21 protein-coding genes are annotated in these 23,908 nt (G+C 70.5%); 14 read left to right on the plus strand and 7 right to left on the minus strand.

Annotation, left to right across the window (positions count from 1 at the left end):
- The first annotated feature begins 127 nt into the window (after positions 1–127).
- The 3 genes from ACZ5VQ_RS33400 to ACZ5VQ_RS33410 all read left to right on the plus strand — a co-directional run bounded on the left by ACZ5VQ_RS33400 (position 128) and on the right by ACZ5VQ_RS33410 (position 4,093).
- Positions 128–991: a LysR family transcriptional regulator gene (locus ACZ5VQ_RS33400; RefSeq protein ID WP_469108214.1), complete on the plus strand. Its 864-nt coding sequence runs from the start codon at positions 128–130 to the stop codon at positions 989–991.
- A gap of 184 nt (positions 992–1,175) precedes the next feature.
- Complete coding sequence (locus tag ACZ5VQ_RS33405) at positions 1,176–2,348, plus strand: MFS transporter (protein WP_469108264.1); 1,173 nt, start codon at positions 1,176–1,178, stop codon at positions 2,346–2,348.
- A 29-nt stretch (positions 2,349–2,377) separates the two neighbouring features.
- On the plus strand, positions 2,378–4,093 hold the full coding sequence (locus tag ACZ5VQ_RS33410; protein ID WP_469108215.1) for a dolichyl-phosphate-mannose--protein mannosyltransferase: 1,716 nt from the start codon (positions 2,378–2,380) through the stop codon (positions 4,091–4,093).
- Positions 4,094–4,118: 25 nt separating this feature from the next.
- Here the strand turns inward: ACZ5VQ_RS33410 and ACZ5VQ_RS33415 are convergent, their stop codons facing one another.
- Complete coding sequence (locus ACZ5VQ_RS33415; RefSeq protein WP_107102281.1) at positions 4,119–4,295, minus strand: hypothetical protein; 177 nt, start codon at positions 4,293–4,295, stop codon at positions 4,119–4,121.
- 269 nt (positions 4,296–4,564) lie between these two features.
- On the opposite strand from ACZ5VQ_RS33415, the gene ACZ5VQ_RS33420 reads away from it, so the two are divergent.
- Positions 4,565–4,999: an ATP-binding protein gene (locus ACZ5VQ_RS33420; protein ID WP_469108265.1), complete on the plus strand. Its 435-nt coding sequence runs from the start codon at positions 4,565–4,567 to the stop codon at positions 4,997–4,999.
- 18 nt (positions 5,000–5,017) lie between these two features.
- Here ACZ5VQ_RS33420 and ACZ5VQ_RS33425 read toward each other — a convergent pair whose 3' ends face one another.
- From ACZ5VQ_RS33425 to ACZ5VQ_RS33445, 5 genes are all read right to left on the minus strand, one after another.
- Positions 5,018–5,479: an ATP-binding protein gene (locus ACZ5VQ_RS33425; protein WP_469108216.1), complete on the minus strand. Its 462-nt coding sequence runs from the start codon at positions 5,477–5,479 to the stop codon at positions 5,018–5,020.
- A 119-nt stretch (positions 5,480–5,598) separates the two neighbouring features.
- Entirely contained in the window at positions 5,599–5,970 is a 372-nt protein-coding gene (locus tag ACZ5VQ_RS33430) for a PRC-barrel domain containing protein (protein WP_398891312.1), read from the minus strand.
- 157 nt (positions 5,971–6,127) lie between these two features.
- The gene (locus ACZ5VQ_RS33435; RefSeq protein WP_469108217.1) at positions 6,128–7,063 is read right to left on the minus strand and encodes an anti-sigma factor RsbA family regulatory protein; all 936 of its coding nucleotides are present in this window, start codon (positions 7,061–7,063) and stop codon (positions 6,128–6,130) included.
- 293 nt (positions 7,064–7,356) lie between these two features.
- Complete coding sequence (locus ACZ5VQ_RS33440) at positions 7,357–7,641, minus strand: DUF5133 domain-containing protein (protein WP_469108218.1); 285 nt, start codon at positions 7,639–7,641, stop codon at positions 7,357–7,359.
- Between the two features lie 43 nt (positions 7,642–7,684).
- Positions 7,685–8,632, minus strand: a complete 948-nt coding sequence (locus ACZ5VQ_RS33445) for a SigB/SigF/SigG family RNA polymerase sigma factor (RefSeq protein WP_469108219.1) — start codon at positions 8,630–8,632, stop codon at positions 7,685–7,687.
- 403 nt (positions 8,633–9,035) lie between these two features.
- Between ACZ5VQ_RS33445 and ACZ5VQ_RS33450 the strand changes: the two genes are divergently transcribed.
- The 4 genes from ACZ5VQ_RS33450 (at position 9,036) to ACZ5VQ_RS33465 (ending at position 17,227) form a co-directional block, all read left to right on the plus strand.
- Positions 9,036–9,914: an RNA polymerase sigma factor SigF gene (locus ACZ5VQ_RS33450; protein ID WP_469108220.1), complete on the plus strand. Its 879-nt coding sequence runs from the start codon at positions 9,036–9,038 to the stop codon at positions 9,912–9,914.
- A gap of 330 nt (positions 9,915–10,244) precedes the next feature.
- On the plus strand, positions 10,245–14,246 hold the full coding sequence (locus ACZ5VQ_RS33455; RefSeq protein WP_469108221.1) for a HAMP domain-containing protein: 4,002 nt from the start codon (positions 10,245–10,247) through the stop codon (positions 14,244–14,246).
- Positions 14,247–14,311: 65 nt separating this feature from the next.
- Complete coding sequence (locus ACZ5VQ_RS33460; RefSeq protein ID WP_469108266.1) at positions 14,312–16,735, plus strand: SpoIIE family protein phosphatase; 2,424 nt, start codon at positions 14,312–14,314, stop codon at positions 16,733–16,735.
- 108 nt (positions 16,736–16,843) lie between these two features.
- Positions 16,844–17,227 carry an STAS domain-containing protein gene (locus tag ACZ5VQ_RS33465; RefSeq protein WP_469108222.1) on the plus strand — a complete coding sequence of 128 codons (384 nt, stop codon included), beginning with the start codon at positions 16,844–16,846 and terminating at the stop codon, positions 17,225–17,227.
- Positions 17,228–17,370: 143 nt separating this feature from the next.
- Here the strand turns inward: ACZ5VQ_RS33465 and ACZ5VQ_RS33470 are convergent, their stop codons facing one another.
- Positions 17,371–17,802, minus strand: coding sequence for a MarR family winged helix-turn-helix transcriptional regulator (locus ACZ5VQ_RS33470; RefSeq protein WP_383387702.1), 432 nt, complete (start codon positions 17,800–17,802; stop codon positions 17,371–17,373).
- 196 nt (positions 17,803–17,998) lie between these two features.
- Between ACZ5VQ_RS33470 and ACZ5VQ_RS33475 the strand changes: the two genes are divergently transcribed.
- The 6 genes from ACZ5VQ_RS33475 (at position 17,999) to ACZ5VQ_RS33500 (ending at position 23,895) form a co-directional block, all read left to right on the plus strand.
- Positions 17,999–19,171: a PP2C family protein-serine/threonine phosphatase gene (locus tag ACZ5VQ_RS33475; protein ID WP_469108223.1), complete on the plus strand. Its 1,173-nt coding sequence runs from the start codon at positions 17,999–18,001 to the stop codon at positions 19,169–19,171.
- 135 nt (positions 19,172–19,306) lie between these two features.
- Complete coding sequence (locus tag ACZ5VQ_RS33480) at positions 19,307–20,206, plus strand: STAS domain-containing protein (protein WP_469108224.1); 900 nt, start codon at positions 19,307–19,309, stop codon at positions 20,204–20,206.
- A complete protein-coding gene (locus ACZ5VQ_RS33485) occupies positions 20,203–20,622 on the plus strand; it encodes an STAS domain-containing protein (RefSeq protein ID WP_469108225.1) in 420 nt (139 codons plus the stop codon). Before ACZ5VQ_RS33480 ends, ACZ5VQ_RS33485 begins: the two co-directional genes overlap by 4 nt.
- Positions 20,622–21,062: an anti-sigma regulatory factor gene (locus ACZ5VQ_RS33490; RefSeq protein WP_469108267.1), complete on the plus strand. Its 441-nt coding sequence runs from the start codon at positions 20,622–20,624 to the stop codon at positions 21,060–21,062. Before ACZ5VQ_RS33485 ends, ACZ5VQ_RS33490 begins: the two co-directional genes overlap by 1 nt.
- The gene (locus ACZ5VQ_RS33495; RefSeq protein ID WP_469108226.1) at positions 21,062–22,135 is read left to right on the plus strand and encodes an anti-sigma regulatory factor; all 1,074 of its coding nucleotides are present in this window, start codon (positions 21,062–21,064) and stop codon (positions 22,133–22,135) included. The genes ACZ5VQ_RS33490 and ACZ5VQ_RS33495 overlap by 1 nt, the downstream gene beginning before the upstream one ends.
- The gene (locus ACZ5VQ_RS33500; RefSeq protein WP_469108227.1) at positions 22,132–23,895 is read left to right on the plus strand and encodes a PP2C family protein-serine/threonine phosphatase; all 1,764 of its coding nucleotides are present in this window, start codon (positions 22,132–22,134) and stop codon (positions 23,893–23,895) included. Before ACZ5VQ_RS33495 ends, ACZ5VQ_RS33500 begins: the two co-directional genes overlap by 4 nt.
- Positions 23,896–23,908 lie beyond the last annotated feature (13 nt).

Here is a 23,908-nt window from a genome sequence, read left to right on the forward strand (position 1 = left end):
GGTGCGTTCGCGGACGTTCCTCTTTTGACCACTCCGTCGAGGGCGACCTCATGGTGTGATGACCGATGAAGAGACTCATCTCTGATCAAGATGCCTGAAGAAGCTGGACCACGCCCCGGGAGAGCCAGTGGATCTGCGGCAGATGGAGGTCGTCATCGCGGTGGCCGAGGAGGGCGGCTTCACCGCGGCGGCGCAGCGGCTGCACGTCGTCCAGTCCGCCGTGTCGAGCACGGTGCGCGCGCTCGAACGCGAGCTGGGCACCCCGTTGTTCGACCGCACCACGCACCGGGTCTCCCTGACCCCGGCCGGTGAGGCCTTCGTACCGGCCGCGCGGGCGGCGTTACGGGCCGCGGACCAGGCGCGGGCTGCCGTCGACGTCGTACAGGGGCAGCTACGCGGGCGGATCACGGTGGGCACGATGCAGGGGGTCTGGGCCGACCTGCACCGCCCGCTGGCGGCCCTGCGGGCCGAGCATCCGGGTGTGGTGGTGCGGCTGCGGCAGGCGGCCGTGGTCGACATCCGACAGGCGCTGCGCGAGGGCACGGTGGATCTCGCCGTGGTGGCTCTCGACCGCCAGCAGCAGCGGGGACTGGTCACCCGGCTGTTGTCCCGCGAGGAGATGGTGCTGGTGAGTGCTCCGGGGCGGACGTTTCCCGTGACGGACGGGAAGGTCGCGCTCGCCGACGCGGCCCGGCTTCCTCTGGTGGACTTCACTCCCGGCTGGGCGATCCGGCTCGCCGTGGACAAGGCGTTCCGGGCGGCCTCCGTCGACCGCGAGCCGACCTTCGAGGTCAACGACATCGTCGCGGCCTCCGAACTCGTCCGCAACGACCTGGGTGTCTGCGTCATGCCCGTCTCGATCGCCGACCGGTTCCCCGACCTGACGACCCACCACTTCGACCGTCACGCACCGAACTGGAAGGTCATGGTGGTCCGGCCGCGGGGCGAGGCACCCCCGGCGGTCGCCGCGCTGCTGCGGCACATGACCTGACGGGACCCGGTCCGTTCATCGCCCCCGGGCGTCATCTCCTTAGGAGATGACTGACATCTCGAACCATCGCGGCAGCGAGGGAAGCACAGAGGTGCCCCCGGACGCTGACGGAACCATGAACGTCCTCCAGAGTTCGCGCGACGACCACACTTCGGGCCGGTCCACCGACACCGCCGCACTCGGTGTGCCGGGATGGCTGGTCGTGCTCCTGGCCACCGCCTCCGGCATGACGGTCGCCAACCTGTACTACGCCCAGCCCCTGTTGTCCTCGCTGCGCGACGTCTTCCACGTCGGCGAGGCGGCCGCAGGGGGCCTGATCACCCTCACCCAGGTCGGCTACGTCCTGGGCATGCTCATGCTCGTCCCGCTCGGCGACCGGCTGGAGAAGCGCCGGCTGATCACCGTGCTGCTGGCGGTCACCACGCTCGCCCTGCTCGCCGCCGGTCTCGCGACGAGCTTCCCCATGCTGCTGATCGCCTCCCTGATCAGCGGCGGCACGTCGGTCGTCGCCCAGATCCTCGTGCCCTTCGCCGCGAGTCTCGCCCCGGACCACACCCGCGGCCGGATCGTGGGCCGGGTGATGAGCGGTCTGCTCACCGGCATCCTGCTGTCCCGCACCCTCAGCAGCCTGGTCTCGGACGTGGCGGGCTGGCGCGTCGTCTATCTGGGCTCCGCCGTCCTGATGGCACTGCTGGCGCTTGCCCTGCACGCCGCCCTGCCCCGCCAGGCCGCCACCACGGCGATCCCGTACACCCAGGTGCTGCGTTCCACGGTCCGACTGGTGCGTGTCCACCCGGCGTTGCTGCGCCGCGGGCTCTACCAGGCGGCGATGTTCGGTGCGTTCAGCGCGTTCTGGACCACCGTCTCGTACGTCCTCACGGGCCCGCGTTTCCACTACTCCCCCGTCGGAGTCGGTGTCTTCGCCCTTGTCGGAGCGGCCGGGGCGGCCGTGGCTCCCTTCGCGGGCCGCTGGGCCGACCGCAAGCTGGTGCGCCCGATGACCGGCGCCGGGCTCGCCGCCGCGGCCGTCGCCTTCGCGGTCGCCGGGCTCGGCCGGCGGCACATCCTCCTGCTCGCCTTGGCCGCCGTGCTGCTCGACATGGCCGTGCAGACCACGCTGATCCTCGGCCAGCACACCGTCTACCAGCTCGACGCGAACGCGCGGGCACGGCTGAACAGTGCCTTCATCGCACTGTTCTTCGTCGGCGGCGCCCTCGGTTCGCAGTTCGGCTCGCTCGCCTTCCACGCCGGCGGCTGGACGGCGGTGGCCCTCCTCGGCACCGCACTCCCCGTCCTGGCCCTCCTCTACTGGGCCACGGAGTTCCGCGACCGGACAAGGGTGGCCGAAAACGCATGAGCTGAACATCCGTTCCCTACGATGACCCGGTGACCAGTGACATCGCGGCGCAGGTGGGCGCCGACGCCCACCCGAAGACGGATCCTCCTCCCTGGGCGAGGCGGCTGCGCCGGTTCGGCTACACGGGGCGCCCACGGACCGACACCCGCGACCTTCTGGTCCCGCCCTTCCCGGAGCCCGGCACGCGCGTCGGCGAGGCACTGGGCCTCAGCCCGGCACTGACCCACCGCGTCACGAAGGCGATGGGCTGGATCGGTCCGGTCCTCGTCGCCGTCCTCGCCGGAGCGATCCGCTTCTGGCACCTCGGCCGGCCACGGTCCGTCGCCTTCGACGAGACGTACTACGCCAAGGACGCCTGGGCACTGCTGAAGCTCGGCTACGAAGGGACGTGGCCGGACCGCAAGATCGCCGACCCGCAGATCCTGGCGGACCCCCAGGTGATCCCGCTGTCCGACACCGGGACCTTCGTGGCTCACCCGCCGATGGGCAAGTGGGTGATCGCCCTCGGTGAGTGGATGTTCGGCCTGAACCCCTTCGGCTGGCGTTTCATGACGGCGGTGCTCGGCACGTTGTCGGTGCTGATGCTGTGCCGAATAGGCCGCCGTCTGTTCCGTTCGACGGCACTGGGCTGTCTGGCCGGACTGCTGCTGGCGGTGGACGGCCTGCACTTCGTGATGAGCCGCATCGCTCTGCTCGACCTCGTCGTCATGTTCTTCGTCCTGGCCGCGTTCGGGTGCCTGCTGGTCGACCGGGACCGGGCGCGGGCCCGTCTCGCGGAAGCCCTGCCGGTGGACGCGGGCGGCTTCGCGGGTCCGCATCAACACACCGGCGAGCATGCGGGGATGGGCATACGGCCCTGGCGGATCGCGGCCGGCGCACTTCTGGGCCTGGCGGCCGCGAGCAAGTGGAACGGCCTCTACGTCCTGGCGTTCTTCATGGTCATGACCGTGCTGTGGGATGTCGGCTCCCGCCGCGTCGCAGGCGCGCGCCGCCCGTATCTGTCGGTGCTGCGCAAGGACCTCGGCTGGTCCGTGCTGTCCCTCGCGCCGGTCGCCCTGGTCACGTATCTGATGACCTGGACCGGCTGGTTCCTGTCCGACAAGGGCTACGGACGGCACTGGGCGGACGGCCGGGGCGGCCCGTGGTCGTGGATCCCCGCCTCGCTGCGCAGCCTGTGGCACTACGAGCACGGGGTCTACGAGTTCAACGTGGGGCTGGACTCCTGGCACCGCTACGAGTCCAACCCGTGGAGCTGGCTGGTCCTCGGACGGCCGGTGGCGTACTCGTACGAGACGGACTTCGCACAGGACGGCTGCCGCACCGCGTCCGGCTGCTCCCAGGCGGTCCTCGCGCTGGGCACACCGCTGCTGTGGTGGTCGGCGTGCTTCGCGCTGCTCTATCTGCTCTACCGGTGGGCGCTGCGCCGCGACTGGCGCGCGGGCGCCGTCCTGTGCGCGGTGGGTGCCGGCCATCTGCCCTGGTTCCTGTACCAGGACCGTACGGTCTTCTCCTTCTACGCGGTCGTCTTCGTGCCGTATCTGTGCCTGGCCGTCGCGATGTTGGTGGGCGCGATGCTGGGGCCGCCGGGGTCGAGTGAGAGACGCCAGGCCGTGGGAGCGATGAGCGCGGGTGTCCTCGTACTGCTCATCCTCTGGAACTTCGTCTACTTCTTCCCGATCTACACGGGTGCGACGATCCCGTATTCCGACTGGCATTCGAGAATGTGGCTCGACACCTGGATCTGAGGGATACGGGACCGTGCTCCGTATGTCACCTTCGGCGGCCCCTGGTCGCCAGGCCACTGCCGACCCCGGCGAGGTGCAGGGCCAGCACGATCAGACCTATCAGCATCACATTGGTCGAGGTGAAGACGTCGTTGGTCGAGATCTCCGCGGCATTGATCAGGAACGCGATGAGGAACAGGACGGCCGCTGCCATGCCGAGCATGGATTCCCCTCTCTGCGGTTTGCCGGAGTGGGTTCAGTTCCCACTCCCACTCGCCGAGTGCCCCGGCCCGGCCGGATCAGACACCCATGACCCGGGCCGATCGTGGTACTCGCCGGCCACAGCGGAATCCTCGCAGACCACCGTATTCCGGAGTCCCTGCCATCGTCACCGGAACCGGACGAGTAAGTCCCTTTGCCGTCGGGAAGCAGCAACGGTGGAAGCAAAGCAAGCGCCAGAGCCCCACAGGAAGTGGGATGGGGGAAGGCGTGATGGCGATCGAGCCGTGTTGGGACGACAAACTGCCTTCTGAGGAGACTTACACCCAGACCACCGAATTCGCCGGCGAACCGTCCGATGTGACGGACTCACGACTCGCCGCGGAGGCGTTCCTTCTTGCGCTGACGCGCACCTCGCCACCGGCGGAGCCCGAGCGCTGGGACGACATCCTGTTGGTCGTCACGGAGCTGGCCGCCAACGCGGTGCAGTACGCGCCGGGCCCGTTCACGCTGTTCATGCGGCGCACGTTCGACGGTGTGCACGTGACGATGCACGACACCAGCACCACACCGCCGGCGCCCCGTCCCTTCAGCCCCGGCCGGAACGACGGGGGCGTGGGATGGCATCTGATCCATACGCTGTGCGACCAGGTGAGTGTGGTGGCGACCGAGAAGGGCAAGGACATTCACGTGTTCATGCCGTGGTGAGGTTTCCCCCGGGTGCCCCTACGGCATGGTCTGCAGCGGCACCAGGACGCGGATCGTCTTGCCGCCTTCCGGACGCCTTTCGATGGTGATGTCCCGCGCCAGCCGGATGATCAGCGGCCAGCCGTAGCCGTTGCCGAGATGCACCAGGGGAAGGCCGCCCGAGCCGAAGGCGGCGGCGGGGACGACGTCACTGTTGTCGTGCACGGCCAGCCGCACGCCCTCAGGCGTGGGCGTCGCCTCGACCCCGACCAGCCCGCCACCGTGCCGGACGGCGTTCGCGGCCAGCTCCGAGACGACCAGCAGGAGATCGATGAGAGCGGTCTCCGTCGCCCTGCGGGACGGGGAGTTCCACTGTTCCAGCACCACGGCGCGGACGTGGGCACGCGCCATCGCCGCGGTGGTGATCGGAACCGCCGTCATCGACGTCCCACCGGGCGTGCGGCCGGGCGACGCGAGGGCAGTCGTGTCGATTCGGTCCATATCCGTCGTGTCCCTGAGATCTGCTTGCTCGATGCCGGGTCCCAGAACGGGGCCGTCCACATCCCTCTTCCCGCTGATCGCACGACCATGGGTGCGAATCCCCCGACCGTCGTGCCGGGTCAGGGCGTGGTCGCCCGTCGTGGAGGCAGACTCCGGTAGTAGTCGCCGACACCGGCGAGGTACTCGGGGTCCAGCGTCTCGCGATCGGTCTTGAACCGCGGCGCGGCCTTGATCTCCTCCTCGGTGCACGCCACCCTGACCTCCTGGGCCTCTGCGTCGACGGCGGTGACGACGCCCACGGGTATCAGCACGCTGCTGCCGAACAGCCAGACTCCGGTGTCGACGATCAGATGACGCAGACCTGAGTCGTCGGCCTGCCGGTCCACACGCCCGATCGTGCCGTCGGACGCCACCACCGTGAACCCGGTGAGCCGCTGTCCCTCCGTGTGCCCGCTGTCCCCTGCGTACGACCAGATTCTGTCGGTGACCACGCCGCTCCTTCCGTCCCGTGTGCGTTCCGTCCCCGGGTGAGCCCGGGTGGAGCACCGCGGCCGGACATCCGCCGCCGTCGTACTCCACGGGCAGCAAATACCCTGTCGACGGACTGGCATTCGCAACGATTTCGCCGAAAGGGCCTTCCCGCGTGCTTTACGCGCGCGCCACGTAGCTGCGGATCGTCGTGCCGTGCTCATCGGTGTGCATGCGGACCAGATCCGACAGGTGGTGAACGAGGAGAAGGCCTCGGCCACCGAGTTGGTCGGGGGGTGCCGGGCGGCGGCCCACGAGGGGGTCGGTCAGCCGGCCGGTGTCCTGGACCTCACAGACGATCTGCTCGCTCTCCGCCCACAGGCGCAGCGTTCCCCTGCCGCCGGCGTGCACCACGCTGTTCGTGGTCAACTCCGCCACGACCAGCGCCAGATCCTGCAGGCGGACGGCTCCCATCCCCCGCTCCCGCGCCTCCTGGAGCGCGAAGTCCCGGGTGGCGGGCAGGGCTTCGGCGTCGAACCGGAACGTCGCCGCCCCGGGCGGACAGCGCAGCGGTTCGTTGTAGCGGTCGAGCACCTTCACCGGGTCGTAGGCGCCGCTGACCGACCGACGGCCCGCGGTGATGAGCAGAGGGTGCGTGGCGTGGGCGTCGGCGAGGACGTCGTCTGGCAGTGACCGTGCGTCGTACGGGCAGAGGATGGTCACGTCCCGCCCGCGGAACGCCGCGTTGATCAGGGCCTCGTGCTGGACGCAGGCGGGATACTCCGTGGCGGTGCGGCCGGACCAGATCGGTTCCCCGATGATGCGCACACGGCCGCCGCGCCGGGCGTCGGCGAAGGCCCGCAGGACCGACGGGATGATGCGGCCGGGATTCCGGCCGGCCCTGGTCATGTCGACGAAGTGCACGACCTCGGCCGCTGCTCCCAGCGCCACCGCGATCAGTTCCAGCCGCGGGACGGGAGCGGCCACCGCGACGGGCTCCGACGCCGCCAGTCCCTCCAGGAGGAAGGGCACCGTCCCGGCCACGTACTCCTGGTCACCGCGGTAGAAGAGCGCGGGATGGACGAAGGGGGCGTCCTCCGTGGCCGTCGTCGTCATGTCGCCCCACAGTCTTCGGGGGTAGGGGCCGGGATCCGGGGCAATCCGCCACCGCCCGGCCCGGGTCTCGTGGGCTCCGGGCATGAAGCCGGCCGTCGGCCGACTCGGCCGGGGCGGCCCACCGCTGCAGGACCTCGACACGGACAACGATGTGTCCGTGCTGCCCATCAGGCCCACCGGTGCCACCCCGGGGGCCACAATACGCCGTCGCACTGACGTTCCATAAACGTGTCCGAGTCGTCGCCGCACACCCCGCGGGCCGGTCGCGCGTCTGCGCGACCGGCCCGCGGGGCTCACCTGGTGACCGTCTCTCCGCCGTCACGCGCGCCGGTACCACCCGTACCCGGAGCCCGCGGAGCCGTCGGCGCCACGGGCTGCCGGGCGGCCGCGAGATGGCGGCGCGCCCTCTCCAGAGCACGCCTCACGTCGCGCGTGCCGGTCGACACACAGAGCGTGTAGGCAAGGTCCTGCGCCCGCTGGTCCGGTTTCGCCACGGCGCCGCCCTCGCGCTCGGCGGCGATCAGCGCCTCGTACTCGTCCACGAGCCTGCGCAGGGTCGCGGGATGGGGCATCAGCATCGGACTCACTCCTCGACCTCCTCGGCCTCTTCGGCTTTCCGCGTCACGCGGCCCTGGTGCGTCCGTCGGTGTCGGTCCGCCCGTCGGCATCGGGGTGACCGGCTCGCGGCTCCTGCCCGCCCATCGCCTCGTCCCTGATACGCGCGCAGCTGCGGCTGATGAGGCGTGAGACGTGCATCTGGGAGATGCCGAGCTCGTCGGCGATGCGCGTCTGCGTCATGTCCTCGAAGAAGCGCATGTACAGAATGGCCCGCTCGCGTTCGGGCAGCCGGCGAAGCCCTTCCCTGGCCGCTTCCCGGTCGACGACCAGCTCGTACGAGGAATCGACGTCGCCCAGGGTGTCCGCGAGGCTGTAGTTGTCGTCCGCGGAGGCGAGTTCGGCGTCCAGAGAGAGCGTGCTGAAGCTCTCCATCGCCTCCATCCCGGCACCGACCTCGTCGTCGGTCAGCCCGGTGTGCGCCGCGATCTGGGCCACCGTCGGCTCCGGGGATCCGGGATTCAGCGTGAGATCCCGACGGGCCACCCGCACCTTGTTGCGCAGTTCCTGGACCCGGCGGGGCACTCGCAAGGCCCACATCCGGTCCCGGAAGTGCCGTTTCACCTCACCGGTGATGGTGGGCACGGCGTAACTCTCGAACGCCCCGCGAGAGGGGTCGTACCGGTCGACCGCCTTCACCAGTCCCATGGCCGCGACCTGGCGCAGGTCCTCGACCGACTCGCCCCGGTCTCGGAAGCGGCCGGCGATCCGGTGCGCCATGGGCAGCCATACAGTCACCAGTTCGTCGCGTACGGCGTCCCGCTCGGGCCCGTCCTCCAGTTCGGCGAGCCGGGCGAACGCGGCCGCGGCGTCAGGGGCGTCGTCGTGCGAATGCTTCGCGTGGGCGGACGGGTGCTCCGAGTGGGCGGACGGCCGGGTGGGTGAGTCCGGCCGGACGGCCGTCTCCGTGCTCACGGGCTTGTCAGGTCGATTTGTAGACAAATCGCTAGGCATGTGGATTCGCTCCTGAACATTGGCTTGCGGGGGAATGCCGCAGGAGGAGTGGTGGCGCCCGAGCCGCCCGGAGGCCCCCGGAGCTCACGCCTACTCGCTCCCACGGACGTGCCTCCGGTCCGAAGCACAAAATTCCGCTTGCCCTTGCTTCCCGAGGAAAAACACCACTGCTCGAAATCGACCACCCGACGTGGCGGCGAGATCCTCGCCCCACCACGGCTCCGGCCAGGCCTCGTCCTTGGTCGGCGCCCGCCCGAAACCCCCTCAAGAGAGGGAACAAAGGGGCGACTTCCGGCCAGATCCTCCCGGGCGTTGCTTTCTCTTTCCTCCCGGAGGGAGTGGGCGGCCTCAAGCAGGGCATGCGGGCTTTGACACATCAGCGGCGACGAGTGGGGTGGACGGCATGACAGCCGTGACGGCAGGCGAAGCAACGGCCACGGCACAGCGGACGCAGGCGGTCGACGAGACGGCACTCCCTCTCATCGACGAACCGTCGCTGATCAAGCCGAAGGACGCCCGCGATCTGTCCCGACAGTTCTTCGACCGCCTGGCCGTGCTGGAGGAAGGCACGCACGAATACCAGTACGCGCGCAACACCCTGATCGAGATGAACCTGTCCCTCGTCCGGTACGCGGCCTCCCGGTTCCGCGGCCGGGGCGACTCGATGGAGGACATCGTCCAGGTCGGCACCATAGGGCTCATCAAGGCCATCGACCGGTTCGAGCTGACCCGCGAGGTGGAGTTCACGTCCTTCGCCGTCCCCTACATCGTCGGCGAGATCAAGCGGTTCTTCCGCGACACGAGCTGGGCCGTCCATGTGCCGCGCCGTCTGCAGGAGGCCCGGGTCGAGCTGGCGAAGGCCACGGAGGAACTGCGGACGCGTCTGGGGCGTACGCCCACGACCGCCGAGCTGTCGCAGCTCATGTCGCTGCCCGAGGCAGAGGTCATCGAGGCCCGCAAGGCGGCGAACTGCTACAACTCCTCATCGCTCGACGCGGCCCTCACCTCCGACGGCGACTCGCAGGGCGAGACGGCCCTGGCCGACTTCATCGGCGAGGACGACCGGGCGCTGGAGCTCGTGGACGACCTCCACTCCCTGACCCCACTCATCGCCGAACTCGACGAGCGCGAGCGCCTCATCATCCATCTGCGGTTCGTCGAGGAGCGGACCCAGGCGGAGATCGGCGAGGTCATCGGCATCTCCCAGATGCACGTTTCGCGACTGATCAGCCGCATCATCAAGCGGCTGCGCGCCGGTCTGCTCGATCCCTCGGTGGCCTGAGCAGCCGTCCCGCCGACCGCCTGATCCCACCGCCGGCCGTCGAGCCCGCCCTCCGTCTGTCGCGAGCATTTTCACCCCGCGACAGACGGAGGGCGGGCTCCGTCGTGCGCGGCTCATGTGGCGCTTCCCAGGGAAGACCATCCTCCCCGGCACCAATCTGGCTCGACCTTTGTTCACGGCATGACCTTCGCGTTAGCCTGCGGCGTACTTCCTCAACGGGCGGCCCCGAATGCACGGGTCCGCGCCGACGAGGAGGGGTCCGGCAGTGGGCCTGAAGTTCCGAGTCCCCCCTTTCACGGGACTCTCGTCTTGAACGGAACGAGGGTGCGCATGACCAGGCAGACGACCGACCCCGTCGGCCGCACACCGGGCGAGCCGGAGCTGCGCCGGCTCCTGGCCGGACTGACCGCGGTACGGGACGGAGACTTCGGCACACGACTGCCGGACGACGGCGGGGGCCTGCTGGGCGACATCGCCACCGTCTTCAACGGCATGGTCGACCAGTTGTCCGTGTTCACCTCGGAAGTGACCCGTGTCGCGCGCGAGGTGGGCACCGAGGGGACACTCGGCGGACAGGCGGAAGTGCCCGGCGTCTCCGGCACCTGGGCCGATCTCACCGACTCGGTCAACGCGATGGCGGGCAATCTCACCACCCAGGTCCGCGACATCGCGCAGGTGGCGACGGCGGTCGCCAAGGGTGACCTCTCCCAGAAGATCGACGTGCCGGCCCGCGGCGAGATCCTGGAGCTCAAGAACACCATCAACACGATGGTCGACCAGCTGTCCGCGTTCGCCGACGAAGTGACCCGCGTGGCCCGCGAAGTCGGCACCGAAGGGCGGCTCGGCGGCCAGGCGGACGTCAAGGGCGTCAAGGGCACCTGGCGCGACCTGACCGACTCCGTGAACTTCATGGCGAGCAACCTGACCGCCCAGGTCCGCAACGTGGCCCAGGTGGCGACCGCGGTGGCCAGGGGTGATCTCTCGCAGAAGATCACCGTCGACGCCCGGGGCGAGATCCTCGCGCTCAAGGAGACCATCAACACGATGGTCGACCAGCTGTCGGCGTTCGCCGACGAGGTGACCCGCGTGGCCCGCGAGGTCGGCACGGCCGGCAATCTGGGCGGGCAGGCCACCGTCCGCGGTGTCTCGGGCACCTGGAAGGACCTCACCGACAACGTCAACGTGATGGCGTCCAACCTGACGGGCCAGGTCCGCTCGATCGCCCAGGTCGCCACCGCCGTGGCCCGAGGCGACCTGTCCCAGAAGATCACGGTCGAGGCCAAGGGCGAGGTCGCGGCCCTTGCGGACGTCATCAACACGATGGTCGACACGCTGTCCGCCTTCGCCGACGAGGTCACCCGGGTGGCCCGCGAGGTCGGCACCGAGGGCCGCCTCGGCGGCCAGGCCCGGGTGCCGAACGTGGCGGGCACGTGGAAGGACCTCACCGAGAACGTCAACTCGATGGCGAACAACCTCACCGGCCAGGTGCGCAACATCGCGCTAGTGACGACGGCGGTGGCCAAGGGCGATCTGTCCAAGAAGATCGACGTGGACGCCCGGGGCGAGATCCTGGAACTCAAGACGACGATCAACACGATGGTCGACCAGCTCTCCGCGTTCGCCGCCGAAGTCACCCGCGTGGCCCGCGAGGTCGGCAGCGAGGGACGGCTCGGCGGACAGGCCGAGGTGGAGGGGGTCTCCGGCACCTGGAAGCGTCTGACGGAGAACGTCAACGAGCTCGCGGGCAACCTGACCCGGCAGGTACGCGCGATCGCCGAGGTCACCAGCGCCGTAGCCGAGGGCGACCTGACGCGCTCGATCACCGTCGAGGCGTCCGGCGAGGTGGCCGAGCTCAAGGACAACATCAACTCCATGGTCGAGTCCCTGCGCGAGACCACCCGGGCCAACCAGGAGCAGGACTGGCTCAAGACCAACCTCGCGCGGATCTCCGGCCTGATGCAGGGTCACCGGGACCTGTCCGTGGTGGCCGAGCTGATCATGGACGAGCTCGCGCCCCTGGCGTCGGCCCAGTACGGCGCGTTCTACCTCGCGGAGGAGGCCGGCCGCGGCCACGAGCTGCGGCTCGTCGGCTCCTACGGATGGCCCGACGACGACGGGCGTCCTGTCCGGATCCCATTCGGCCGTTCGCTGGTCGGTCAGGCCGCGCGCAGCCGCCGCACCATCTCCGTGGACGAGCTGCCGCCGGGATACGTGACCATCTCCTCGGGGCTCGGCCGGACGGTGCCGACCGCCCTGGTGGTGCTGCCGATCACGGTCGAGGACCAGGTGCTCGGAGTCATCGAGCTGGCCTCGGTCACCCGCTTCACGCAGATCCACCAGGACTTCCTGGGCCAGCTGATGGAGACCATCGGCGTCAACGTCAACACCATCGTGGCCAACGCGCGGACCGACGAGCTGCTGGACGAGTCCCAGCGCCTGACCACCGAACTGCAGGCCCGTTCGGAGGAGTTGCAGGTCCAGCAGGACGAACTGCAGCGCTCGAACGAGGAACTGGAGGAGAAGGCCTCGCTGCTGGTCGCGCAGAACCGTGACATCGAGGCGAAGAACCTGCAGATCGAACAGGCCCGGCAGGAACTGGAGACCCGCGCCCAGCAGTTGTCGCTGGCCTCCAAGTACAAGTCGGAGTTCCTGGCGAACATGAGCCACGAGCTGCGGACCCCGCTGAACAGTCTGCTCATCCTCGCTCAGCTCCTGGCGCAGAACCCCTCACGCAACCTCACTCCGAAGCAGGTCGAGTACGCGGGCATCATCCACTCCGCGGGATCGGACCTGCTGCAGTTGATCAACGACATCCTCGACCTGTCGAAGGTCGAGGCCGGAAAGATGGAACTCGCCCCCGAGCGCGTCCCGCTGCGGCAGCTTCTCGAGTACGTCGAGGCGACCTTCCGGCCGATGACGACGCAGAAGAGCCTGAACTTCACCGTGCGCACCGCGCCCGGCGCACCCGCCGACCTCCTCACCGACGACTCCCGGTTGCGCCAGGTGCTGCGCAACCTGCTGTCGAACGCGGTCAAGTTCACCGAGCAGGGCGGTGTCGAGCTGCGTATCGAACCGGCGGCCGACGACGAGGTGCCCGACGGCGTGCTCCGGGGCGGCACCATCGTGGCGTTCCGCGTGCGGGACACGGGGGTCGGAATCCCGGAGCAGCATCTGGAGACGATCTTCGGAGCCTTCCAGCAGGCGGACGGGACGACGAGCCGCAAGTACGGTGGCACCGGCCTCGGTCTGTCCATCACACGGGAGATCGCGCATCTGCTCGGCGGTGCCGTCACCGTCGCCAGCACGCCCGGACAGGGCAGTACGTTCACGCTGTTCCTGCCCGTGGCGCGCGCCGACTTCGAGGACCTCCTGAGCGGCGACCGGTCGTCCGACAAGGCCCTGACCGCGGCTCCTTCCGAGGAGTCGGCGGCGGATGCGCCGCCCTCGGGGCCTGCCGCCCCGCCCCGGAGCCGCAGGCGTCGTCTGCTGGTCGTCGAGGAACGGCAGCGCGGCCTGCTGACCCTGGTCGCCGAGAGCACGGTCGCGGACGTCGCCCATGGCCCGGACACCGGTGATCCGCGCGGCACGGTCGACGTCATCACCGCCGTCGGGGCACAGGAGGCGGCGAGCGCGCTGGCCGCGGGACCGTGCCACTGCGTCGTTCTGGAACTCGGCATGCCGGACGGCGAGGCGACCCGGTTCCTGGACGCCATGCACGGCGACTCCGCGCTCGCGAACGTTCCGGTCCTCGTCCACAGCGGTCACCGCGCCGATCTGGCACAGGAACAGGCGCTGCAGGCGCGTTCGGGCACGCGTGCCCTGGAGTTCCTGTCGAGCCTCGACGAACTGCGCGAGCGCATCGCCCTGCACCTCTCCGCGGAGGAGCTGGGAGATGTACCCTCCCTGGCCCGCGCCGAGGAACCGCAGCCCGAGACACCGCACCCCGTCGAGGACGCCTTCCTCGGCCGCACGGTCCTGGTGGTCGACGACGACGCACGCAACCTCTTCGCGCTCAGCGGGATCCTGGAGCTCCAGGGGTTCCACGTCCTGCACGCGGACAACGGCCGCAAGGGCATCGAGAAGCTGGTCCAGCACCCGGACATCTCGCTCGTCCTGATGGACGTGATGATGCCGGAGATGGACGGCTACACGGCCACGGCGGAGATCCGGAAGATGCCTCAGTACGCGGGTCTTCCCATCATCGCCGTCACCGCGAAGGCGATGCCCGGCGACCGGGAGAAGAGCCTCGCCTCGGGGGCCAGCGACTACGTCACCAAACCGGTCGACACCAACGACCTCATCGCCTGCGTCCGCCAGTGGCTGCCCGCGTGACCCGCACCGAGCAGTGTCCTGATCCGGCCGAGGAACGGCCGCCGGACGAGTCGGCAGACGAGTCCGTGGAAGAGTCGCCGGACGAGCCCGCGGAGGAGACGGCCGACGAGGCGCCCGAGGATTCGGCCGCCCTTCTCGCGACCTATCCGGTGGGCAGACTCGCCGCCACGGTGGAACGCCTGCGCCGCGAGGTGCGTGCGGCCCAGGCCGAGGCCGACGGACGTGCCCTGATCGAACTGGCCAAGGGGATCCTGGTGGAGCGGCTGGGGTGCGGGCCCGCGCAGGCCGCCCGCCAGCTCGCCGAACTCACCGAGCAGGCCGGGGTGAGCACACTCGAACTCGCCGTCGAGGTCATCAACCAGGCCGCCCGCGACCGCCTTTCGGAGGTGGCCGACGCCTTCCTGGCCGCCGCGAAGTCCACCACCGCTGACACGGACGATGTGTCGTCGAACGCGCACTCCCCCGCCGTACGGATGCGGGAGGCGGAAAGCGGTGCGCTGGCGGCCCCCGACACCCAGGCCGTTGCCGACTCCCTGCTGCAGCACGCGCTGACCCCGCTCGGCGCGGTGGCCGTGGCCATCTGGACCGTGCGCTCCGACGGTTCCCTGACGCTGGCCGGAAGTGCCGGGTTCTCCCCGGCGGAAGCCGGGCGCTGGCACCACGTGCCCCCGGCAGTGGTGACGGTGGCGCGCACCAGCCTCTCCGAGCGCGCAGGGCAATGGATCGGATCGCTCGCCGAGACCGGGCTTCCCTCCATCGGCCAGCACCAGTACCCCGACGGTGGAAGGGCTGCCGTTCCCGCCGGCACCGGAGGCCGCATCCACGGGGCGCTGGAGATCGTCTGGCCCTCCCGACTGGAACCGCAACCGCCCCAGGTGGTGCGGCAGGTCGAGGCCCTGGCGGAACTGTGCGCCCGCACGCTGGAGACGTACGCCTTCGTGCACGGCGACGAAGCCCTCCGCGAGCCGCGTGTCGTCCCCGACGCCACCGAACTGGTCGACCTGGCCGACGGGCTGCACGACCCCGCCCTGGTCCTCGTGCCCTACCTCGACGGCGGGCAGCTCGTCGACTTCCACATCCATCACGTCAACAGCCGTTTCCTCGATCCCGCGGGCCGGCCGCGCGGGCTCGTCAACGGCGCGATGCTGCTGGAGGCCTACCCGTTGGCCGCCGGGGAGAGCGAACTCTTCCAGCGGATCGAGCGTGTCTACGCCACGGGCGAGCCGTTCCGTGCGCAGCGCATGAACCTCACGGCTCTCGTCGACCAGGTGCCGTTGTCGGCCGTGGCGGACATCAGCATCAGCCGGCACGCCAACAGCGTGCTGCTCATCTGGCGCATCGAGGACGAGACGGCACGGCTCGCGAGCATCCTCCAGCACGCACAACGCCTGGGCCGCATCGGCGGCTTCGAGGAGAATCTGCTCACGGGCGAGATCACCTGGAACGGCCAGCTCTTCACCCTGTACGGCAGGGCTCCGACGAGCGCGCCCGTGCCGCTGGAGGAACTGCCCGTCCACGCGCACCCGGACGACGCCGTCGCCATCGGCCGCTTCCTGCGCACCGTGCTCCATCACCGGCGACCGGCGTCCGCGTCGTTCCGGCTCCGGCGTCCCGACGAGGTGACGCGTCACATCCGTGTGGTGGCCGAGCCGGTGCTCGACGCCGACGGCCGGCTGTTCGTCGTGCGCGGGGCCTACCAGGACATCTCGGCCCAGCACTGGACGGAGGTCGCGCTCGCCGCCACCCGTGTCCAACTCGCCCACACCGAGCAGCAGGCGACCGAACGCAGCCGCCTCACGCTGCAGCTTCAGCACGCCATCATGCCCCCGACCCAGGATCCGTTGCAGGCTCCGGGAATCGACGTGGCGGTCCGCTACCGGCCGGCCGAGACGGAACATCTGGTGGGCGGCGACTGGTACGACGCGGTCGTCCTGCCGTCGGGTCTCGTGCTCCTGTGCGTGGGTGACGTGGCCGGTCACGGCATGGAGGCGGCGACCAGCATGGTCGTCCTGCGGAACGCGCTGCGGGGGCTGGCCGTGACGGGCGCGGGCCCGGGCCAGTTGCTGACATGGCTCAACAGCGTGGCGCACCATCTGACGGGCACCGTGACCGCCACCGCGGTGTGCGGCCTCTACGACCCGGAGCACCGTACGTTGCGGTGGGCCAGGGCCGGTCATCTGCCGCCCGTGCTGGTGCGCGACACGGGGGCGGTGTCCCTGCCCCTGGTCAAGGGGTTGCTGCTGGGCGCGGCGCCCCAGGTGACGTACGAGGAGGACGAGATCCAACTGGCCGTCGACGACACGCTGTTGATGTACACGGACGGTCTGATCGAGCGCCGGGACCGCTCGATGGAGGAGTCCATGACCCAGCTGCTGACGATGGTCCGTGCCGCCCCGTCCACGCTCGACCAGCAACTGGACCGGCTGCTCACGTACAGCAGGTCGGACACCGACGACGACACCTGCATCATCGGCATCCGCGTGTCGTAGCCGCGGCGCCGACGAGAGTCTGATCACGTCGTGCGGCCGGCCGCCGCGGGCATCGAATCCGCACAGGGGGGTAACCGGCCCAAGCCGTCAATTCTTCGGGAGGTACCTGTGTCCATTGCCCAGAACCCGCTGTCCGTCGAGGTAGCACTGCCTCGCGAGGGCATCGCCCTGCTCACGGTCGAGGGCCATCTGGACATCGACACCGCGACAGGGCTGCAGCATCATCTGGCGAACCAGTTCCAGCACGGCCGTCGGCACTTCCTGCTCGACCTCTCGGCCGTGCCCTTCATGGACTCGTCCGGCATGAACATCATCATCAGGGCCTACCAGCAGACCCGGGAGTCCGCGGGGAGCGTGCACATCATCGGGCCGCCGCCGGCCGTGCGGCGGATCCTGGACCTCACCGGGGTCAGCATCACCGTGCCGGTGTCGGACACCGTCGACGAAGCACTCGCTCTCGTGGACGAGCCGCGGGACGAGCCCGGGCTCTGAACGGGAGCGCGAGCAGTACGGCAGCGTGGGAGGGGGTCCGGGATGGGGCGGTGGATGACAACGAACAATCACGCGGAGCGAGTTCCGCGTACAGACGCACGGGTTCCGTGTACGGGCGCACGGGTCCCGGTGCCGCCAGGCGGTCAGGCCGTCCTGGCGTCCGTGACGTCGTCCTCGTGGATCTCCTGCGCCGCTGCGGCACAGAACGCGACCAGGCCCTCCAGGAGTGCGGTCCGTTGCGCGGCCGGCATGTGCTCCAGCACGGACTGCAGAGCCCGCTCACGGCGGGAGCGCAGGTCGACCAGGAAGGCACGCCCCCGGCGGCTGAGGTACAGCCGCAGTTCGCGACGGCTCGTGGCACCGGGTCTGCGTTCGACGAACCCCACGGCCTGGAGGCGGTCGCAGAGCCGGCTGGTCGAGGGAGGCGTGGAACCCAGGGCGTCGGCGAGCGTGCGCAGGTTGATGCCCTCGTGGTGTTCCAGGATGAACAGCACACGCAGCTGGGACGCCGAGACCGGAGCCGTCGAGGCACGCCCCCACAGGACTTCCAGCAGCTCCGCCGCCTCTGAGGTCACACGCGCCACTTCCTGGGGCCGCGGGCGCGCGTAGGAGGAAGTCACGGTGACACTCTCCCAGGCTTCCCGAACGCTGTCAGCCCGCCGCCTCGGGCGACCGGCCCCCGGTCACCGACTCACACAACAGACCGTCGGCGTCGTGTACCCGACGAAACGGACCCGACGCCGACGCGGAAAGAATGGCATATCCACCATCGTGAACAGATTCGTGGCAGCCGAGCGCGCACTGCGCTCCGCGGCACCCCACCAGTTGCTGGACGCGGTCCGCGAGGTGCTGTGCAACCAGTACGGGGCGCAGGATGCCGAACTATTCCTCGCCGACTACGGACTGACCCTGCTGCAGCCCGTGTCCGCGGTGCAGCACGCCCTGGACCCGCTGCCGGTGCACGACAGCCCGGCAGGCAGGGCCTTCGGGTCGCAGGAGCCGTACACGGAGCACCACGGCGGCGGGAGCGTGCGGCTTCATCTGCCAGTCACCGTGCGCGGAGACCGGCTCGGAGTGCTGTCCGTCACCCTGCCCTCGGCCGAGGCGGCCGGGGAGTGCCGGACCGAACTGGCAGAGGTGGCCGAGGTCCTGGGCCACGAGGTGGTCGTCGCCGACCGCGACACCGACCTCTATCTGCTGGCGCGGCGCAGGGACCGGCTCACCCTGGCGGCGGAGATGCAGTGGCAGCTGCTGCCCGCACGGTCCTGCGCCCGGCCCGAGTTCACACTCGGCGCCCAACTGGAGCCCGCCTACGCCGTGTTCGGCGACAACTTCGACTGGTGCGTCACCGCCGACCGGCTGACGCTCTACATCACCAACGGCATGGGCGAGGGCATCGACGCCTCGCTGCTGACCAGCCTCGGCATCAACGCGCTGCGCAACGCCCGGCGGGCGGGCATCCCCATCGCGGACCAGGCGTCTCTCGCCGACCAGGCGGTGTACGCCCACTACCGCGGCGCGGCGCATCTGTCCGTGCTGCTGCTGGACCTCGAACTGTCCACCGGACGCCTGCGGGTCGTCGACGCCGGCTCACCCCGGATGCTGCGTCTGCGCGACAGGACCGTCACGACCGTGGGCATGGAGGCGCAGCTCCCGCTGGGCATATTCGAGGAAACCGACTATGTGGCGCAGGAGTTCACCGTCGAGCCCGGCGACCGGCTCGTCCTCGTCAGCGACGGGGTCCACGCGGTCGCGGCACCGGGCGGCGAGCGCTACGGCGACCGGGCGCTGGCCCGGGCCGTCACGTCCACGAGCCTGGTGCCGGCCTCCGAGGTGCCCGGCGCGGTCCTGCGGGAACTGACGGGGCATCGCGGCGAATCCGAGCCGGACGACGACGCGTTGGTGGTCTGTCTCGACTGGCACGGAAAGCAGTCGGCGCCCTAGGCGGGCGCCCACAGGGTAGGAGGTGTCGTGCCGGACGGCGCCGCGGCTACAGTTGTCATCCGGCAAGCTTTACATCGCTTTCTCGTTGCCTTCGGCAAGTTCGGAGCGATTCGACGCATGTGAGGAGTGGAACAGGTGCCGGAGCACGAAACGGCAGGACAGCACGGATCGCCCGCGCGGGAGGTCGGGGACTTCCTGCGGCGCCGCCGCGAGCAGATCGCCCAGCGGTGGGCCGACACCCCCTTGTTCCGTACGGTCTTCACCGTGTCCAGGGACGAGGCGGTGGAGGCGGGCAAGGCCGTGGTCGAGGCACTGGCCGCGGTGGCCTCGGCCGGCCGCGTCGAGGACGCCGAGGCGGACGGATTCACCGTGGTGCGCGAGCAGTTGACGCGTACGGCGGCGGCCCGGTCGCGCGCCGGTGCCGGCTCGGCACAGGTGTCGAACGAGGTGGACGCCCTGCGACCGCCCGTCGTGGACCTCCTCGTGGCCGACCTGTCCCAGGCGTCCGCCGAGCACGTACGGGAGTGCGCGACCGCGGTGACCGTACTGATGGGCACGCTGAGGCTGGTGGTCATGGAGTCGGCGCTGAACGAGGGCCGGGCCCTCATCGACCGGCAGCGGATGGAGCTGCTGGAGACGGCCACGCCCGTGATCAAGCTCTGGGACGGCATCGTCGCCGTACCGCTGATCGGCACGCTCGACAGCGCGCGCAGCCAGGTGGTGATGGAGACGCTTCTGGAGTCCGTCGTCGACCAGCACGCGCGCTTCGCGATCCTGGACATCACCGGTGTGCAGACCGTCGACTCCCTCGTCGCGCAGCACCTGATGAAGACGGTCGCGGCGGCGCGGCTGATGGGAGCGGAGTGCATCGTCTCCGGCATCCGGCCGGCCATCGCGCAGACCATCGTCCATCTCGGCCTGGACCTGGGCACGGTGCTCACCCGCGCCAGCCTCGCCGACGCCCTGGCGTACGCGCTCGACCAGCAGGGTTCCGGCATCGTGAACGCGGCGCCCCTTGGGGCGGTCACGCGGTGACCCACGCGCACGCCGGACCTCCGTGGGGATCCGTCCCGGTGCTCAGGCTCGGCGACGTCCTCCTCGTGACCCTCCAGGGCGATCTGCACGACAGTACGGCGGAACAGCTCCAGCAGGACATCAGCGAGACCATCGCGAGCAGTTCGACCACCGGTGTGGTCATCGACCTCTCGGGGGTCGAGATGGTCGACTCGTTCCTGGGGCGGGTGCTGGCCGAGATCGCGGCCAAGGCGGGGCTCCTCGCCGCGCAGACCGTGGTGGCAGGCATGCGGCCCGCGGTCGCGATCACGTTGGTGGAACTGGGTCTGACGCTGCCGGGTCTGCGCACCGCGCTCACCACGGAGGACGCCCTGGGCCTCCTGGCCGGGGAGGCCTCGTCGCACCGTCCCCGCGGCACACGGCGGGAGAGTCCGTGATGCAGACAGCCGGCTGTGTCGACGCCCGCCTGCCGATCCACTCGGACATGGATCTGGTGTGGGTACGGCAGCATGTGCGGCAGACGGCCGCTCAGCTGGGCTTCGGCCTGGTGGAGCAGACCAAGCTGGTCACCGCGGCGAGCGAGCTGGCCCGCAACACACTGGTGCACGGCGGAGGCGGCGAGGTGGAGGCCACGGTCCTGAAGAACGGTCACGCACCGGGGCTGCGGCTGGCGTTCATCGACGAGGGCCCGGGCATCGCGGACCTGGAGCGGGCGCTGAGCGACGGCTACACCTCGGGGGACGGCCTCGGCATGGGTCTGGGCGGCGCCCGGCGGCTGGTCCACGAGTTCGCGGTCGACAGCAGCCCCGGGAACGGCACCACGGTCACCGTGACCTCGTGGACCGTCCGTCCGCCACGGCAGCGGGAGGAGGCCTGATGCCCCGTGTCTGGGACGTCCCGGTCCACGACTCGACACGCGTGCGCGACGCGCGGGTCGCGGCGGAGGGCGCCGCCGCCCTGGCCGGGCTCGACAGGAACCGCACCGCCGCGGCCGCGCTCGTGGCCACCGAACTCGCCACCAACCTGCTCAAGCACGCCAAGGGAGGCCAGCTGCTCATAGAGACCGTGCCTCCTCCCGTGCTGCCGGCCGGGCACGAGGCGACCTCCGTGGTGCAGATCGCCGCGATCGACCACGGCCCCGGCATGGCCGACGTCCCGGCCGCCCTGCGTGACGGTTTCTCCACGGCGTCCACCCTCGGCGCCGGCCTCGGCGCCTGCCGGCGCATCGCCGACGACTTCGACCTCCACAGCGCGCCGGGGCGGGGCACGGTGGCGCTGGCGCGGATCGGTGCCGCCCGCGTTCGCGATCACGCAATCCCGCCCGCACCAGATGCCGCCACGGCTCGGGCGGGAGGGGTCAACGTCCCCTTCGCCGGCGCGGAGTTCTCCGGTGACGCCTGGGCGTGGGTCCGGGCGGGCCACCGTACGACCCTGATGCTGGCCGACGGACTGGGCCACGGCCCCGACGCCGCTCACGCCTCGTCGGCGGCGGTCGAGGCACTGCGCCGCTCGGGCCATCTGCCGCCGGCCGAAGTGCTCCGGTACCTGGACGCGGAGCTCCGCCCCACCAGGGGTGCCGCGGTCGCCGTCGCCCAACTCGACAGCGAGACCGGGCAGCTGACCTTCTCCGGGATCGGGAACATCGGTGCCCGGCTGCGCACGGGTGAGGGCTGGCGGCCCCTGCTGTCCCGTCCCGGCATAGTCGGAGCCCACCGGCCCACGACCATCCCCGAACACCGGGCGAGGTGGGGAGCGGACTGTCTGCTCGTCCTGCACAGCGACGGGCTGCCCAGCCGCTGGACCCCGCCCGCGGACGCCCGCCTCGCGTCCTTCGACCCGGCTGTGATCGCCTCCGTGACGGTGCGCGACGCGAGCAGCTCCGCCCGGCCGGTACGGGACGACACCGCCGTCGCCGTACTGAGCCCCGTTCCGCCGGACGGCACACCATGATGCGTACCTGGCACATCACCACGGTCACCGACGCCGCACGGGCCCGTATCGACACGGCACGCCTGACGGCCGCGTACGGGGTGCCCGGTCTGGAGCGGACCCGGCTGACCACCGCGCTCAGCGCGCATCTGCGGCAGTGCCTCACGAAGGGCGGCACGTGGCGGCTCCGCCTGGAGGAGACGCCCTCGGTGCCGCCCGGGGACCGTCTCCTGCGGGCCGTCGTGACCTCGTGCGACGACGCCGGCGCCGACGGGCAGCCGCCGTGGCACATGACGGTCACATGCCCGGAGGGCGCGGACCTCTCCGACGTTGGCCCCGCGGCGGACGATCCCGCGGTCCTGGCCGAGGCGCTGTTGGGCGCCGACGAGGACACGGCCCTGGTCCTGGAGAAGCTCGGCGAGCAGGAAGGGCTGGTGGACTTCCACCGGGAGGAGCTCCACCAGACCAACCAGGGCGTGCTGGCGCTGCACGCCGAACTGGACGCGGCGGGCCGGGCCCAGCGTGAGCTCTTCGCCGCCGAGCGGAAGGCCCGTACTGAGGCGGAGAGCGCCCGCCGCAGGCTGACGTTCCTGGCCGACGCCAGCGCCGTACTCACCGCTTCGCTCAACCACGACGAGATCGTGCGGCGGCTGCCCAGCCTTCTGGTGCCGGAGTACGCCCGCAGTGTCGATGTGTGGCTGTTCGACGGCGAGGACGACGAGCTGCGACAGAGTCCGCGTCCGGCCGCCGCCGTGGTCGCGGCCCGCAGCGGGCGCCCTCAGTACGCCGCCGACCATCCGGGCGGCCTGCCCGGTGTCGACGACCAGCCACCCTCGGCGCTGCATCCCACGCGGCCCCTGCTGTGCGTCCCGCTGCCGACGCGGCGGGCACCGCTGGGGGTGCTGATCCTCACGCCACCCGGCGAACGCTGGGACGCCGACGACGCGGTCATGCTGATCGAGCTCACACGCCGCGCCAGCATCGCCATCGACAACGCCCGGCGCTTCGAGCACAACCGCGACATCGCCGAGACACTGCAGCGGGCCCTGCTCACGGACCTGCCCACCACTCCGGAACTGCGCCTGGCGGCCCGCTATCTGCCTGCCACCCACGGTCTGAACATCGGCGGGGACTGGTACGACGCCTTCCGCCAGCCCGACGGCAGCCTGATCACCGTCATCGGCGACGTGACGGGGCACGGGCTGCACGCCGCCGTCATGATGAGCCAGTTGCGCACCGCGCTGCGCGCGTACGCCGTCGACGGAGGCACCCCCGGCCAGCTCCTCACCCGGCTGCACATCCTCCTCCACCATCTGCAGCCCGATCTGTACGCGACGGCCGTCATCGCGCGCTTCCACCCCGACGATCCGACGCTCACCTGGGCCGCGGCGGGCCACCCGCCGCCGGTGCTGCGCACCCCCGACGGGCAGGTGCACACGCTCGACGCCAAGCCCGGCGCCATGCTCGGCATCCCGCTGCGGCAGGAGATCGGCGACCACACCGTGCGCCTCACCCCCGGTTCGACACTGGCCCTCTACACGGACGGGCTGGTCGAGCGCCGCGCCCAGGGCATAGACCCGGGTATCGAGCGTCTCGCCACGTCGCTCGGGGCCTTCCGTTCCGAGGACCTCGACGCGGACCTGGACGGCTCGGCCGACCGTCTCCTGCATCCGTTGCTGAGCGACTCCGAGCGGGACGACGACGTGTGTCTGCTCCTCTGCCACATCCCGAGCCAGGCGTCGGAGACGGTACGGCCCTCCCCCACCGGACTACCCCTCTGACGGCCCTCAGCCG

It is taken from the genome of Streptomyces sp. NPDC033178, assembly GCF_055577685.1.

Coding starts and splice junctions, on each gene's coding strand:
- ACZ5VQ_RS33415 (WP_107102281.1), bottom strand. CDS start 4,295: ATGCTCGGCATGGCAGCGGCCGTCCTGTTCCTCATCGCGTTCCTGATC.
- ACZ5VQ_RS33500 (WP_469108227.1), top strand. CDS start 22,132: ATGATGCGTACCTGGCACATCACCACGGTCACCGACGCCGCACGGGCC.
- ACZ5VQ_RS33450 (WP_469108220.1), top strand. CDS start 9,036: ATGACAGCCGTGACGGCAGGCGAAGCAACGGCCACGGCACAGCGGACG.
- ACZ5VQ_RS33435 (WP_469108217.1), bottom strand. CDS start 7,063: ATGACGACGACGGCCACGGAGGACGCCCCCTTCGTCCATCCCGCGCTC.
- ACZ5VQ_RS33495 (WP_469108226.1), top strand. CDS start 21,062: ATGCCCCGTGTCTGGGACGTCCCGGTCCACGACTCGACACGCGTGCGC.
- ACZ5VQ_RS33490 (WP_469108267.1), top strand. CDS start 20,622: ATGCAGACAGCCGGCTGTGTCGACGCCCGCCTGCCGATCCACTCGGAC.
- ACZ5VQ_RS33425 (WP_469108216.1), bottom strand. CDS start 5,479: ATGGACCGAATCGACACGACTGCCCTCGCGTCGCCCGGCCGCACGCCC.
- ACZ5VQ_RS33445 (WP_469108219.1), bottom strand. CDS start 8,632: ATGCCTAGCGATTTGTCTACAAATCGACCTGACAAGCCCGTGAGCACG.
- ACZ5VQ_RS33455 (WP_469108221.1), top strand. CDS start 10,245: ATGACCAGGCAGACGACCGACCCCGTCGGCCGCACACCGGGCGAGCCG.
- ACZ5VQ_RS33420 (WP_469108265.1), top strand. CDS start 4,565: ATGGCGATCGAGCCGTGTTGGGACGACAAACTGCCTTCTGAGGAGACT.
- ACZ5VQ_RS33440 (WP_469108218.1), bottom strand. CDS start 7,641: ATGCTGATGCCCCATCCCGCGACCCTGCGCAGGCTCGTGGACGAGTAC.